At 62.8% G+C, this 12,857-nt stretch carries 12 protein-coding genes; 2 read left to right on the plus strand and 10 right to left on the minus strand.

The window, feature by feature from the left end; genetic code table 11:
• Positions 1 to 249 precede the first annotated feature (249 nt).
• The gene (locus tag C163_RS20715) at positions 250 to 924 is read left to right on the plus strand and encodes a heavy metal response regulator transcription factor (protein ID WP_025340423.1); all 675 of its coding nucleotides are present in this window, start codon (positions 250 to 252) and stop codon (positions 922 to 924) included.
• On the plus strand, positions 921 to 2,303 hold the full coding sequence (locus C163_RS20720) for a heavy metal sensor histidine kinase (RefSeq protein ID WP_025340424.1): 1,383 nt from the start codon (positions 921 to 923) through the stop codon (positions 2,301 to 2,303). Before C163_RS20715 ends, C163_RS20720 begins: the two co-directional genes overlap by 4 nt.
• A 127-nt stretch (positions 2,304 to 2,430) precedes the next feature.
• Here the strand turns inward: C163_RS20720 and pdxJ are convergent, their stop codons facing one another.
• The 10 genes from pdxJ to rpoE form a co-directional block, all read right to left on the minus strand.
• Positions 2,431 to 3,153 carry a pyridoxine 5'-phosphate synthase gene (pdxJ, locus tag C163_RS20725; RefSeq protein ID WP_153670549.1) on the minus strand — a complete coding sequence of 241 codons (723 nt, stop codon included), beginning with the start codon at positions 3,151 to 3,153 and terminating at the stop codon, positions 2,431 to 2,433.
• A gap of 61 nt (positions 3,154 to 3,214) precedes the next feature.
• Positions 3,215 to 3,898: a DNA repair protein RecO gene (gene recO, locus C163_RS20730; protein ID WP_015271594.1), complete on the minus strand. Its 684-nt coding sequence runs from the start codon at positions 3,896 to 3,898 to the stop codon at positions 3,215 to 3,217.
• Positions 3,899 to 4,068: 170 nt separating this feature from the next.
• Complete coding sequence (era, locus tag C163_RS20735; RefSeq protein WP_015271595.1) at positions 4,069 to 4,971, minus strand: GTPase Era; 903 nt, start codon at positions 4,969 to 4,971, stop codon at positions 4,069 to 4,071.
• Complete coding sequence (gene rnc / locus C163_RS20740; RefSeq protein WP_003258487.1) at positions 4,964 to 5,653, minus strand: ribonuclease III; 690 nt, start codon at positions 5,651 to 5,653, stop codon at positions 4,964 to 4,966. Before rnc ends, era begins: the two co-directional genes overlap by 8 nt.
• Before the next feature lie 161 nt (positions 5,654 to 5,814).
• The gene (lepB, locus tag C163_RS20745; RefSeq protein WP_003258486.1) at positions 5,815 to 6,669 is read right to left on the minus strand and encodes a signal peptidase I; all 855 of its coding nucleotides are present in this window, start codon (positions 6,667 to 6,669) and stop codon (positions 5,815 to 5,817) included.
• A 5-nt stretch (positions 6,670 to 6,674) separates the two neighbouring features.
• Positions 6,675 to 8,474 carry a translation elongation factor 4 gene (gene lepA, locus C163_RS20750; protein WP_025340425.1) on the minus strand — a complete coding sequence of 600 codons (1,800 nt, stop codon included), beginning with the start codon at positions 8,472 to 8,474 and terminating at the stop codon, positions 6,675 to 6,677.
• A 181-nt stretch (positions 8,475 to 8,655) separates the two neighbouring features.
• The gene (locus C163_RS20755) at positions 8,656 to 10,056 is read right to left on the minus strand and encodes a DegQ family serine endoprotease (RefSeq protein WP_371257967.1); all 1,401 of its coding nucleotides are present in this window, start codon (positions 10,054 to 10,056) and stop codon (positions 8,656 to 8,658) included.
• 222 nt (positions 10,057 to 10,278) lie between these two features.
• Positions 10,279 to 11,241 (minus strand): MucB/RseB C-terminal domain-containing protein, encoded by a 963-nt coding sequence (locus C163_RS20760; protein ID WP_025340427.1) that lies wholly within the window; start codon positions 11,239 to 11,241, stop codon positions 10,279 to 10,281.
• Positions 11,242 to 11,253: 12 nt separating this feature from the next.
• Positions 11,254 to 11,844, minus strand: a complete 591-nt coding sequence (locus C163_RS20765; protein ID WP_015271600.1) for a sigma-E factor negative regulatory protein — start codon at positions 11,842 to 11,844, stop codon at positions 11,254 to 11,256.
• Between the two features lie 31 nt (positions 11,845 to 11,875).
• Positions 11,876 to 12,457, minus strand: a complete 582-nt coding sequence (gene rpoE / locus C163_RS20770; RefSeq protein WP_003252049.1) for an RNA polymerase sigma factor RpoE — start codon at positions 12,455 to 12,457, stop codon at positions 11,876 to 11,878.
• Positions 12,458 to 12,857 lie beyond the last annotated feature (400 nt).

Raw genomic sequence — 12,857 nt, forward strand, 5'->3', positions numbered from 1 at the left:
CCTGTGTTGTCTGTGCTGGCCTCTTCGCGGGTAAACCCACAGGAACTGCACGGATTTCAGCGTCTGTGAAAATCCTGTGGGAGCGGGTTTACCCGCGAAAGGGCCCTAACAGACAGCCAGATAACACCAGGATTACAAATCCGTTATCTGCGCCGCGCGTCCTTACTCATGCCGTAACATCCTGCGCCTTGACCCTGATGCCACTACAGGGTCGAGAATCGCCCCCCTTTCATCACACCGAGCCCACCCATGCGTCTACTGATCATCGAGGACGAACTGCGTACCGCCGACTACCTGCAACAGGGCCTGCGCGAGAACGGCTACGTGGTCGACTGCGCCCACACCGGCACAGATGGCCTGCACCTGGCACGCCAGCAGCCGTACGACCTGGTCATCCTCGACGTCAATCTGCCCGAACTCGATGGCTGGACCGTGCTGCAGCGGCTGCGCGCCGAATCGGCCACGCGCATCATGATGCTTACCGCCCACGGCCGCCTGGCCGACCGGGTCAAGGGCCTGGACCTGGGGGCCGACGATTACCTGCTCAAACCTTTCGAGTTCCCGGAACTGCTGGCCCGTATCCGCAGCCTGCTGCGCCGCAACGACCAGCAACTGCAGCCCAGCACCCTGCGCGTCGCAGATCTGGAGCTGGACCCCGGCCGCCACCGCGCCTACCGCGCCGGCCAGCGTATAGACCTGACCGCCAAGGAATTCGCCCTGCTGCACCTGCTGATGCGCCAGACCGGCGAGGTGCTGTCGCGCACCCAGATCATCTCGCTGGTGTGGGACATGAACTTCGACTGCGACACCAATGTGGTCGAGGTTTCGATCCGGCGCCTGCGGGCAAAGCTCGACGACCCGTTCGACAACAAACTGATCCATACCCTGCGCGGCGTCGGCTACGTGCTCGAGGCACGCTTTTGAAAAACGCCAGCCTGTCACTGCGCCTGGGCCTGAGCGTGACGCTGATGGGCGCCGCACTGGTGCTGCTGCTGGCCTGCCTGGCCGTGTTCGCCCTCGATCACGAACTGGACAGCCGCGCACGCAAGGACCTGGCGCGCAAGATGCTGCAGGTCGAGCACAACCTGCGGGTCGACCTGCGTAGCGAAGACCTGGGCAGCCGCGCCCATCCCTTGCTCGACCTGGTGATGGGGCACGACAACCTCAGCCTCAGCGTGCTGGCCCTCGAAGGCCGCCACCCGCACCTGCTCAGCCTGGGGCCAGCGCTGGAATCGCAGGTAGGCGATCTGCGCACCGATGCCCGCCTGGCCTTTCATGCGTGGCGCGACAGCAATGGCAACCAGATACTCACCGTGACCCGGCTGATGCGCCTGCGCGACGACACCCCGGTCAAGGTGATGATGTCGCTCAACCGCGCCGACGACAACGCCCTGCTGCAGGCCTACCTGCACTCCACCTTGCTCGCGCTGCCGTTGCTGCTGTTGCTGATCGGGGCCGGTGCCTGGTGGCTGATGCAGCGCGGCCTGAGGCCACTGCGGCACTTCCGGCGCATTGCCGGGCGGGTGTCGGCCCAGGACCTGCAACATCGTCTTCCCGCTACCGGCCTGCCGCTGGAGCTGGCAGAGCTGGCCAGCAGCATCAACGTGATGCTCGACCGCCTCGATCAGGGCGTCAGCCAGCTGTCGCAGTTCTCCGATGATCTGGCCCATGAACTGCGCACACCGTTGAGCAACCTGATGGGCAAGGCGCAAGTGACGCTGGCCCGCGAACGGGACAACGCGAATTACCGGGAAGTGCTGGAAGACAGCATCGAAGAACTGACCCGGCTCAACCGCATCATCAATGACATGCTGTTTCTCGCCCAGGTCAGCCAACCCCAGGCCCAGGTCGCGCTCAAGCCCATGACATTGGCCGACGAGACGGCGCGGGTTGTCGAGCTGTTTGCGTTCAGTGCCGAGCTGAAAGGGGTTGAGTTGCGTATGCAAGGCTGGGGGACGGCGCAGGGTGATCGGCTGATGTTTCAGCGGGCACTGTCGAACCTGTTGAGCAATGCCATTCGGCACGGCCCCGATGACAAGCCTGTGGAACTACGTATCGAGCGCGTGGGCAGCGAAGTTCGGCTTTCGGTGGAAAACCAGGGGCCTGGTATTGCTGAAGAACACCAGTCGCGCTTGTTCGAACGGTTTTACCGGGTGGGCTCGGGGCGCTCGCGGCTGGAGGGAGGGACCGGGTTGGGGCTGGCGATCGTGAAATCGATCATGCAGTTGCATGGTGGGCGGGTCGAGGTCAGCAGCAGCCCCTTGGGGCCTACCCGGTTTACCCTGGTGTTTCCTGCCGAGTGATCGGCTGCCTGCACCAGCCTCTTCGCGGGCTTGCCCGCTCCCACAGGTACCCCACAGGCCTTGAAGCTTGTGCAATCCCTGTGGGAGCGGGCAAGCCCGCGAAGAGGCTGGTGCAGGCGACCAACGATTAGCGCGAAGCCGCCACGATCAGCGCCTTCATCTCGGCCACAGCGGCCTTGAAGCCGACGAACAGCGCATGCGCCACCAGCGCATGGCCGATGTTCAGCTCATTGATGCCCTTGATTGCCGCCACCGCCTCGACGTTGTGGTAATGCAAGCCGTGGCCGGCATTGACGATCAGCCCCTGCCCCACGCCAAACGCCACGCCATCGACGATACGCTTGAGTTCCTCGGCCACTTCGGTCGGGGTTTCGGCATCGGCGTAACGCCCGGTGTGCAGTTCGATGGCAGGCGCGCCAACGCGACGCGAAGCCTCGATCTGCCGCTCGTCGGCATCGATGAACAGCGACACTTCGGCACCGGTACGCGACAGGCGCTCAACCGCAGCCTTGATCCGTGCTTCCTGGCCCGCCACGTCCAGGCCGCCTTCGGTGGTCAGCTCCTGTCGGGTTTCGGGTACCAGGCAGATGTGCGCCGGGCGGATCTTCTCGGCAAAGGCCATCATCTCTTCGGTGACGCCCATCTCAAAGTTCATGCGCGTCTGCAGCACGTCCTTGAGCAGCACCACGTCACGCTCCTGGATGTGCCGGCGGTCTTCACGCAGGTGCACGGTGATGCCATCGGCGCCTGCTTCCTCGGCATCCAGGGCAGCCTTGACCGGATCAGGGTAACGCGTGCCCCGGGCCTGGCGCAGGGTCGCCACGTGGTCGATGTTTACGCCGAGAAGCATGCGGTTGCTGTGAGTCACGAAAGGCTCTCCTGAAGATTGAGCCCCACAGCATACGTCGTGATCAGCGCTTGCGAAACAGTTCCCGGCTGACCAGCGGTTTTGCCCCCAGGTGAACCGCCAGTGCCTGGCGCATCAGGCGCTTGGCAGCGAGCAAGGCACCTGGGGCATCCCAGTCGGCTTCGGCCAGGGCCAGCAGTTCGGTGCCGCGGAACAGCCCGGGTTGCACCAGCTCGACCCGCTCCAGGCCGGCATCCACACGCAAGCGGTACAGGCCATCGACCGCGATCGCCTGGTCATTGACGTCGTGGTGCAACGAAAACGCGTAACCGAGTTCGTCCAGCAGCCGCCATTCGAAGGAGCGCAGCAGCGGCTCCAGCGGGCGACCGGCGGCCAAGGCCTGCAAGGTCAGGGTGTAGTGCTCGAACAAAGCCGGGAAAGGCGCTTCGGCGGGCAGCAGGCGCATGAGCAGTTCGTTGAGGTACAACCCGCTGAACAGGGCATCGCCATGCAGCCAGGCGGCGATGCCGGCACTGTCCATGCGCCCGACATTCTTCAGCTCGCCACGCCCACGCAGTTCCAGCTCCAGCGGCACGAACGGCCGCACCAGGCTGCCACCTTTGCCACGCGCACGGCGCAGCACGGCGCGCATGCGGCCCTGCGGGGTGAAGAAGTCCACCAGCGCGCTGGTTTCCTTGTAGGCACGGCTGTGCAGCACGTAGGCTGGCTGGCCGACAGGTTGTTCCATGGAAAATACGTGCCCCAGGGGTTGCACTGGCCCTTGTAGGAGCGGCCTTGTGTCGCGATAGGGCTGCGCAGCAGCCCCAGCAATTTATGCTGCGAAGCTGAAAATCCGGGGCCGCTTTGCGGCCCCGTCGCGACACAAGGCCGCTCCTACAGAGACCGGCCGTGCGAGGCTTAGAGGTCGCCGTAGCCCAGCGAGCGCAGGGCGCGCTCGTCATCGGACCAGCCGCCTTTCACCTTGACCCACAGGTTGAGCATGACCTTGGAGTCGAACAGCACCTCCATGTCCTTGCGCGCCTCGGAGCCGATGCGCTTGATGCGCTCGCCCTTGTCGCCAATGATGATCTTTTTCTGGCCGTCGCGCTCGACCAGGATCAGCGCATGGATGTGCAGCACATGACCCTGCTGCTTGAATTCTTCAATTTCCACGGTGATCTGGTACGGCAATTCCGCACCCAGCTGGCGCATGATCTTCTCGCGCACTAGTTCGGCGGCCAGGAAGCGGCTGCTGCGGTCGGTGATCTGGTCTTCGGGGAAGAAGTGCTCGTTCTCGGGCAGGTGCTTGGCGATCTGTGCTTCCAGCGCCTGCAGGTTGTGCCCCTGCTGCGCGGAAATAGGCATCACTTCGGCGTTCGGCAACTGCTCCTGCAGCCATTGCAGGTGCGGGATCAGTTCGGCCTTCTCTTCCATGCGGTCGGTCTTGTTGACCGCGATGATCAGTGGGCCCGTCACGTACTGCACGCGCTCCAGCACCAGTTGGTCCTCGTCGGTCCATTTGGTGCGGTCGACCACGAAGATCACCACGTCGACGTCCTTCAGGGCCGCCGAAGCGTTGCGGTTCATGTAGCGGTTCAAGGCCTTGTCGTTGGCCTTGTGCATACCGGGGGTATCGACGTAGATCGCCTGCACGTCACCCTCGGTCTTGATGCCGAGCATGTTGTGGCGGGTGGTCTGCGGCTTGCGCGAGGTGATCGCCAGCTTCTGGCCGAGGATGTGGTTGAGCAGGGTCGACTTGCCCACGTTCGGGCGGCCGACAATGGCTACGTAGCCGCAGCGGGTCGGGTTGCTATCAGTCATTGCCATTCTCCACGCCCAGGGCGATCAGTGCAGACGCGGCAGCGACTTGCTCGGCGATACGCCGGCTAACGCCCTGGCCACGGCTCTTGTTGTTCAGCAGCACCACTTCGCATTCGACGAAGAAGGTCCGGCAGTGCGGTTCGCCCTGGATGTCCACCACTTCGTAACGCGGCAGCTCGCAGCTGCGCGACTGCAGGAACTCCTGCAGGCGGGTTTTCGGGTCCTTGTTGGTATCGACCAGGGTCAGGCCTTCGAACTCATCGGCCAGCCAGGCCAGCACGCGCTCCCGGGCCGTTTCCATGTCGGCGTCCAGGTAGATGGCGCCAATCAGCGCCTCCAGGGCGTCGGCCAGGATCGACTCGCGGCGGAAGCCACCGCTCTTGAGCTCACCCGAACCCAGGCGCAGGTGATCGCCCAGGTCGAAACCACGGGCCAGGCGGGCCAGGGTCTCACCCTTGACCAGGCGCGCGCGCAGGCGCGACAGCTGGCCTTCGCGGGCCTGCGGGAAGCGCTCGAACAGCGCTTCGCCGGCGACGAAGTTGAGAATGGCGTCACCGAGAAACTCCAGGCGCTCATTGTTGCGCCCGGCGTAACTGCGATGGGTCAGTGCCAGGAGCATCTGGTCCTGGTTCTTGAAGGTATAACCGAGCTTTCGCTCCAGACGGGCAAGGGGAGCACTCATGCAGCCACCCGTTCGTTGTTCAACGCGTTGTTCAAATCAACATCCTGAAAGACTGTTTGGCTGTGGCCCGCCGCGATGTGCGGCGAATCTCCCGATCCCTGAGAACACAGCCTATGTCAGAAATGCATTCGGCGCTGCCTGCTGGCCAGCGCCGATGGGTATCAATGGATCAGACCGACCCGCGACAGGTTGGGCAGGTGGCTGAGCTTGGGCTCTGGCCAGCTCATCCACACCGCGAAGGCCTTGCCGACGATGTTCCGGTCCGGAACCATGCCGTGCAGTTCCTTCGGGATGTTCGGGTCATCCCAGTAACGGCTGTCGTTGGAGTTGTCGCGGTTGTCGCCCATCATGAAGTAATGGCCTGCCGGCACGGTCCATTGCTGGTCCGGCGGCATGCGGTAACGGCTCATTTCCTTGCGGATCAGGTGTTCGGCCTCGCCGAGCTTTTCCTTGTACAGCTCGGCGCTGCCCAGGGTGCCCGGCTCGGTGCCCACCAGTTGTTCGGCAATCGGCTGGCCGTTGACGAACAACCGCTTGTCGCTGGTGTAGCGCACCTGGTCACCCGGCAGGCCTACCACACGCTTGATGTAGTTGACGTTCGGGTCGCTCGGGTAACGGAACACCATCACATCACCGCGTTGCGGGTCACCCACCTCGATGACCTTCTTGTCGATCACCGGCAGGCGAATGCCGTACGAGAACTTGTTCACCAGGATGAAGTCGCCCACTTCCAGGGTCGGCTTCATCGACCCCGAAGGGATCTGGAACGGCTCGACCAGGAACGAACGCAGCACCAGCACGATGAACAGCACCGGGAAGAACGACTTGCCGTACTCGACCAGCAACGGTTCCTTGCCCAGGCGCTCGACCACCGCCATCTCGGGCTGGCTGACGCTGCCCTGGTAGTTGGCGATTGCCGCACGCCGGCGCGGAGCCAGGAACAGCAGGTCGATCAAGCCCAGCAGGCCGCAGACGAAGACGGCGATGACTAGCAACAGCGGGAAATTTAGCGACATAGGACCTAGCTATCCAACCTGAGCACGGCGAGGAAGGCTTCCTGTGGAATCTCCACGTTACCCACCTGTTTCATGCGTTTCTTACCGGCCTTCTGCTTCTCCAGCAGCTTCTTCTTACGGCTGACGTCACCACCGTAGCACTTGGCCAGTACGTTCTTTCTGAGCGCCTTGACGGTTGTCCGCGCGATGATCTGGCCGCCGATAGCTGCCTGGATCGCCACGTCGAACATCTGCCGAGGGATCAGTTCCTTCATTTTCTCGGTCAACGCACGGCCTTTGTAGGCCGCGTTGTCGCGGTGCACGATCAATGCCAGGGCATCGACCTTGTCGCCGTTGATCAGTACATCCAGCTTGACCAGGTTGGCCGACTGGTAGCGATCGAAATGATAGTCCAGCGAAGCATAGCCGCGGCTGGTGGACTTGAGGCGGTCGAAGAAGTCCAGCACCACTTCGTTCATCGGCAGGTCGTAGCGCACCTGCACCTGGCTGCCGAGGAACTGCATGTCGCGCTGCACGCCACGCTTCTCGATGCACAGGGTGATGACGTTGCCCAGGTGTTCCTGCGGTACCAGGATGGTGGCAGTGACGATCGGCTCGCGGAAATCGGCGACCGCCGAGACGTCTGGCAGCTTCGACGGGTTGTCGACGGTGATGGTCTCGCCGGTTTTCAGTTCCAGCTCGTAGATCACGCTTGGCGCCGTGGTGATCAGGTCCAGGTCGTATTCGCGCTCCAGGCGCTCCTGGATGATCTCCATGTGCAGCATGCCGAGGAAGCCGCAACGGAAGCCGAAGCCCAGGGCGTCGGAGCTTTCCGGCATGTATTGCAGCGACGAGTCGTTCAGGGTCAGCTTCTGCAGCGCATCGCGGAAGTCCTCGAAGTCGTCGGAGCTGACCGGGAACAGGCCGGCGTAGACCTGCGGCTGGATCTTCTTGAAGCCTGGCAGCACTTCGACCTCAGGGGTCGAGGACAGGGTCAGGGTGTCACCGACCGGGGCACCGTGGATGTCCTTGATGCTGGCAATGATGAAGCCCACTTCGCCAGCCTTCAGGTCGGCGGTCTGGGTGTGTTTCGGGGTGAACACGCCCACGCTGTCAACCAGGTGCACCTTGCCGGTGGACTTGACCAGGATCTTGTCGCCTTTCTTGACGCGGCCGTGGCGCACGCGCACCAGCGAGACCACGCCCAGGTAGTTGTCGAACCAGGAGTCGATGATCAGTGCCTGCAGCGGCGCCTCGATATCGCCTTCCGGCGCAGGGATGGTTTGTACCAGGCGCTCGAGCACCTCGTCCACGCCCATGCCGCTCTTGGCACTGCAGGCCACGGCGTCGGTGGCGTCGATGCCGATGATCTTCTCGATCTCGTCCTTGACGCGATCCGGATCGGCCTGGGGCAGGTCCATCTTGTTCAGTACCGGCATGACCTCAAGGCCCTGCTCGATGGCGGTGTAGCAGTTGGCTACGGATTGGGCCTCGACGCCCTGGCCGGCATCCACCACCAGCAGCGCGCCTTCACAGGCCGCCAGCGAACGCGAGACTTCGTAGGTGAAGTCGACGTGGCCGGGGGTATCGATGAAGTTCAGCTGGTAGACCTTGCCGTCCTGCGCCTTGTAGTTGAGCGTGACGCTGTGGGCCTTGATGGTGATACCGCGCTCACGCTCCAGGTCCATGGAATCGAGCACCTGGGCTTCCATCTCGCGTGCCGACAGGCCACCGCACATCTGGATGAAACGGTCGGCCAGCGTCGACTTGCCATGGTCGATGTGGGCGATGATGGAGAAATTGCGGATATGACTCAAATCACTCACGGGTCAACACTCGAAAAGGCTGCGAGCCGGACGCCCGCCGAAAAATAGCCGGGAATTGTACCTTAAGCTGCCGGGATATGGGAGATTCCTCTATCGGACTGTACACAGCATTCGTCCCTGCAATTGTGAACTTTCATGAAAAAGGGCAGCCGAAGCTGCCCTTTTCTCCTTGCCAAGCCGCTTATTCAGCCAGCTTGAAGGTAATGAAGCTGGCACGGCCCTGACGCAGCACGCGCATCGACACCGAACGGTTCTTCGGCAGTTCCTTGGCGATTTCGGTGAATTCCTTGGCCGAACCGATGGCCTGGTTGTTCAGGTGGCTGATCACGTCACCCGGGCGCAGGCCGATCATCGCGGCGGGGCCATCCTGGACTTCCTTGATGACCACGCCACCCTTGAGCTCCAGGGCTTTCTTCTGCTCGGCGGTCAGGTCGGCCACCGAGACGCCCAGGCGGTTGCTGCTGCGCTCGGCGCTGCCTTCGGCGCCGGTACCGATGTCGGCATCGTCGTCCGGCAGTGCGCCAACGCTGATGTCGAGGTTCTGGCGCTTGCCGTTGCGGATGATCTCCAGCTTGGCCTTTTCGCCGTCCTTGAGGCTGCCGACCAGGTGCGGCAGGTCGGCCGACATGACGATCGGCTGGCCGTTCATGCTCAGGATCACATCACCCACCTGCAGGCCGCCCTTGGCTGCCGGGCCGTTTTCCAGCACCTGGGCCACCAGGGCACCGGCCGGTTTGTCCAGGCCGAACGACTCAGCCAGGTCCTTGTTGACCTCCTGGATCACCACGCCCAGCCAGCCGCGGCTGACCTTGCCGTCTTTCTTCAGCTGGTTGGAGACATCGATCGCCACATCGATCGGGATGGCGAACGACAGGCCCATGAAACCGCCGGAACGGGTGAAGATCTGCGAGTTGATACCCACCACTTCGCCGTTCATGTTGAACAGCGGGCCGCCGGAGTTGCCCGGGTTGATGGCAACGTCCGTCTGGATGAACGGTACGTAAGTGTCGTTGGGCAGGGTGCGACCCTTGGCGCTGACGATACCTTTGGTCACCGAATGGTCGAAGCCGAACGGCGAACCGATGGCCAGTACCCACTCGCCCACCTTGAGCTTCTCGGAATCACCCAGCTTGACGGTCGGCAGGTTCTTGCCCTCGACCTTGAGCAGGGCCACGTCGGTGCGCGGATCGGTGCCGACCAGCTTGGCCTGCAGCTCGCTGCGGTCCGACAGGCGGACGATGATTTCGTCGGCATCGGCTACCACGTGGTTGTTGGTCAGCACGTAGCCATCACTGGAAATGATGAAGCCCGAACCCAGCGACTGGGCCTCGCGCTGGCGGTCGCCACGCGGCGAGCGCGGCTGCTGCGGCATGTTGCGCTCGAAGAACTCGCGGAACATCGGCGGCAGGCCTTCCAGGTCGGGCATCTGCCCGGCGGCCATGCGGCGGTCCGGCAGCTTCTGCTTGGTACTGATGTTGACCACGGCTGGCGAGGCCTGCTCGACCAGGGTAGTGAAGTCCGGCAGGGCTTCCTCGGCCTGGGCGCTGAGCACCTGGCCGAGCATCAGCACGGCGGCGAACATCGATAGGTAGGATTTCAAGCGTGGTATTGACATACGGCTCCCGTCACAACGAGCGGTAGTTTAGAAAGGCCCCTGCACAAAGCAGGAAAGGCCAGGCTCCAAGAAGCCTGACCTATAGAAAATTTGCCGATGGATTGCAAATGACAATGCTTTAATTTCATTTCAGAGGCATTTCCGCACGCCTTGGCATGGCCCGCACGCCAGGCCCGCAAATGCGCGCCATCACTGGCGCGCCTGGCCATCCTGGGGGCGCATCGACAGCGCCACACGCTCTGCGGTACCCAGCGGAATCTCGCCGACCACTGTGACCATCACCTTGCCCTTGGGCGTGTTCAGCCGACGCGAGACCGCCGAAGTCGGGCCAAGCTGGGTGCGCATGTCGGTCCCGCCCTCATCCTTTACCGACTCGAGGAACACCGAGAAGCGCGCCAGGCCATCGTCGTACATCAGGCTGCTGACCGTGCTGTCATTCTTGGGGTCGCGGCGTACCGAGCTGTTGACCAGTTCGAAGCCAGGCGGCAGCCAGTCCGAACGCCAGCCGGCGACCGTGTCATTGGCGGCAGCGGCCACATGCTGCACCGGCTTGCACGCAGCGCTGGCGCGCAGGTCGTCGTCGCTAGGTGCTTCGGTATCGAGACGGGTCATCTGGAACCGCTCCAGCAACTGCCCCTTGTCGTTGACCATCAACGAGCGCAGCGGCAGGCCGGTAGCACGGTCCAGGTGCAATTCGAAGGCATAACGGTGCTGGTCGCGCGGGGTGAGCGTCACGATCACGGCATCGCGCCCAGCGACCCGTGACTTGCCCGCCACGCTCAAGTCATACCAGCCCATCAGTTTCAGCGGATCAAGCACACGCTGCGCGGTGTCCGGGGGCGTCGTCACACCACTGGCCAAGGCCCCGCTGACGCACTCTACCTTGCCATCCACGCGCACGATCTCCTGGGCGGCGCCATCGAGCTGCAACAGCCGCTCGCTGACCTTGCCGTCGTCGACCCTGCGCCAGATCTCGTGGGAAGAGAAGCTGCCATTGCGTTCGTAGACAAAAGAGCCTTGGTAGCTCTGCTTTTGCTCGGCCTGTGCCAGCTTGCTCAGCCACTCGCTCGCCTCAGGCGAGGAATTGGCCGCCAATGCTGGCACCGTCATGCAGCTGCCAATCAGCAGCGACAGGAGAGGTAGCGCGCGCATGATCCTCCTTACTTAACGGTTTTCCAGGCTGGCGGCGCGGGCATACGGCAATGCGGTTTCGGTGCCCTTGAGCGCAGATTCCTGGGCATGCTGGCGCAGATAGCCTGGCAGACGCTGGTCCCAGCCGGCCTGGTTCTGCAGCACGCCGTTGGCCATCGGCCCGGTCGGTTGCTCACTGCTCTCACTATAGCCTGCCAAAACGGCCGGGCCTTGTGCTTGTGGCACACTCAGGCCTTGCTGGGCAGGTTGCTGGGCAGCAAGCTCGGCGCCAGTGATCTCGTCCTGGTTGTACATGCGCACACCGGCCAGCACCGCTACGGTGACCGAGGCAGCTACCGCCAGGCGGCCAATGCTGCGCCATGGCCCTTTCTTGACCTTGGCCGGCACGGCTTCGTCAGCCAGCGCTGCAGACACCGCCGAGGCGATATCCAGGTTGGGCAGCAACAGCTCCTTGTGCATGGCTGCGCGGGCAACCTGGTAACGCGACCAGGTGGCACGGGTTTCAGCATCGTCTACGGCGTTCAACACACGACGCAGTTCAAGCTCGTCCGCTTCGTTATCCATCACCGCGGACAGCGATTCCTGCAAAGCTTCACGACTCATGGCGGTTCCTCTCTTGGCTGTCGCCGCTGTCTCAGGTTTCCTGCAGCAAAGGTTGCAGGGCTTTGTCTATGGCCTCCCGAGCGCGGAAGATTCGAGAGCGCACGGTACCCACCGGACATTGCATGACACTGGCAATGTCTTCGTAACTCAGCCCGTCGAACTCGCGCAGGGTCAGTGCCGTGCGCAGGTCTTCAGGCAGTTGCTGGATGGTGCGATGGACAGTGCCTTCGATTTCATCCCGCAACAACGAGCGTTCTGGGGACTCGAGATCCTTGAGACCATGATCGCCGTCGTAAAACTCCGCATCCTCGGAGCTCACATCACTGTCTGGCGGCCGTCTTCCACGGGACACCAGGTAGTTCTTCGCCGTGTTGATGGCGATGCGGTACAGCCACGTATAGAACGCACTGTCTCCGCGGAAGTTGCCAAGCGCACGGTAGGCCTTGATGAAGGCTTCCTGTGCTACATCCTGGGCCTCGTGGGTATCGTGAACGAACCGCACGATCAACCCGAGAATCTTGTGCTGATACTTCAGCACCAACAGATCGAAAGCTCGCCTGTCACCGCGCTGAACGCGCTCGACAAGCTGCTGATCCTCTTCCTGGGTTAGCATGAACACTCCTCAGTGAACTCGAAGGAGCGTTGCAACAGCCATCGTTCAGGCTTGCAACCATAGACTCGGGCTTTGCGCAAAAGTTCTCCCCTCCAAGCAAGTTTCCTGCAGCCCTTGGTCGGGTTGCACGGAAGACGCGGCACGGTCACGGCCGGCTACGTCGATAATCAGGTTTCGAGTACGCAGGGACAGCCCGGACAGGCCTGCCGCCCTGCGTCGCCGCGGCAAGTTGTGGCGCGTGGGCAGCCTTCATAGGATTTCCGGCCATGTCGGAAAGTTCCCACAAAGGTTGTCGCGACCAGGCAAGTGGCATGGAAATGGGCCACCCGGGGCTGCTATAAAGGCAACCCGGCCAGCTTTAACGATAGTTTCACAATGCCATCGGCGCGTGACTATTGTG

Origin of the sequence: Pseudomonas sp. FGI182, assembly GCF_000511325.1 — a bacterium.
In the GTDB taxonomy this organism is placed as follows: Bacteria; Pseudomonadota; Gammaproteobacteria; order Pseudomonadales; family Pseudomonadaceae; genus Aquipseudomonas; species Aquipseudomonas putida_Z.

What these genes read in the sequence shown, in the direction of transcription:
- C163_RS20715 (WP_025340423.1), top strand. Translation starts at nt 250, where the DNA reads ATGCGTCTACTGATCATCGAGGACGAACTGCGTACCGCCGACTACCTG.
- lepB (WP_003258486.1), bottom strand. Translation starts at nt 6,669, where the DNA reads ATGTCGCTAAATTTCCCGCTGTTGCTAGTCATCGCCGTCTTCGTCTGC.
- era (WP_015271595.1), bottom strand. Translation starts at nt 4,971, where the DNA reads ATGACTGATAGCAACCCGACCCGCTGCGGCTACGTAGCCATTGTCGGC.
- C163_RS20755 (WP_371257967.1), bottom strand. Translation starts at nt 10,056, where the DNA reads ATGTTCGCCGCCGTGCTGATGCTCGGCCAGGTGCTCAGCGCCCAGGCC.
- pdxJ (WP_153670549.1), bottom strand. Translation starts at nt 3,153, where the DNA reads ATGCTTCTCGGCGTAAACATCGACCACGTGGCGACCCTGCGCCAGGCC.
- rpoE (WP_003252049.1), bottom strand. Translation starts at nt 12,457, where the DNA reads ATGCTAACCCAGGAAGAGGATCAGCAGCTTGTCGAGCGCGTTCAGCGC.
- C163_RS20765 (WP_015271600.1), bottom strand. Translation starts at nt 11,844, where the DNA reads ATGAGTCGTGAAGCTTTGCAGGAATCGCTGTCCGCGGTGATGGATAAC.
- recO (WP_015271594.1), bottom strand. Translation starts at nt 3,898, where the DNA reads ATGGAACAACCTGTCGGCCAGCCAGCCTACGTGCTGCACAGCCGTGCC.
- rnc (WP_003258487.1), bottom strand. Translation starts at nt 5,653, where the DNA reads ATGAGTGCTCCCCTTGCCCGTCTGGAGCGAAAGCTCGGTTATACCTTC.
- C163_RS20760 (WP_025340427.1), bottom strand. Translation starts at nt 11,241, where the DNA reads ATGCGCGCGCTACCTCTCCTGTCGCTGCTGATTGGCAGCTGCATGACG.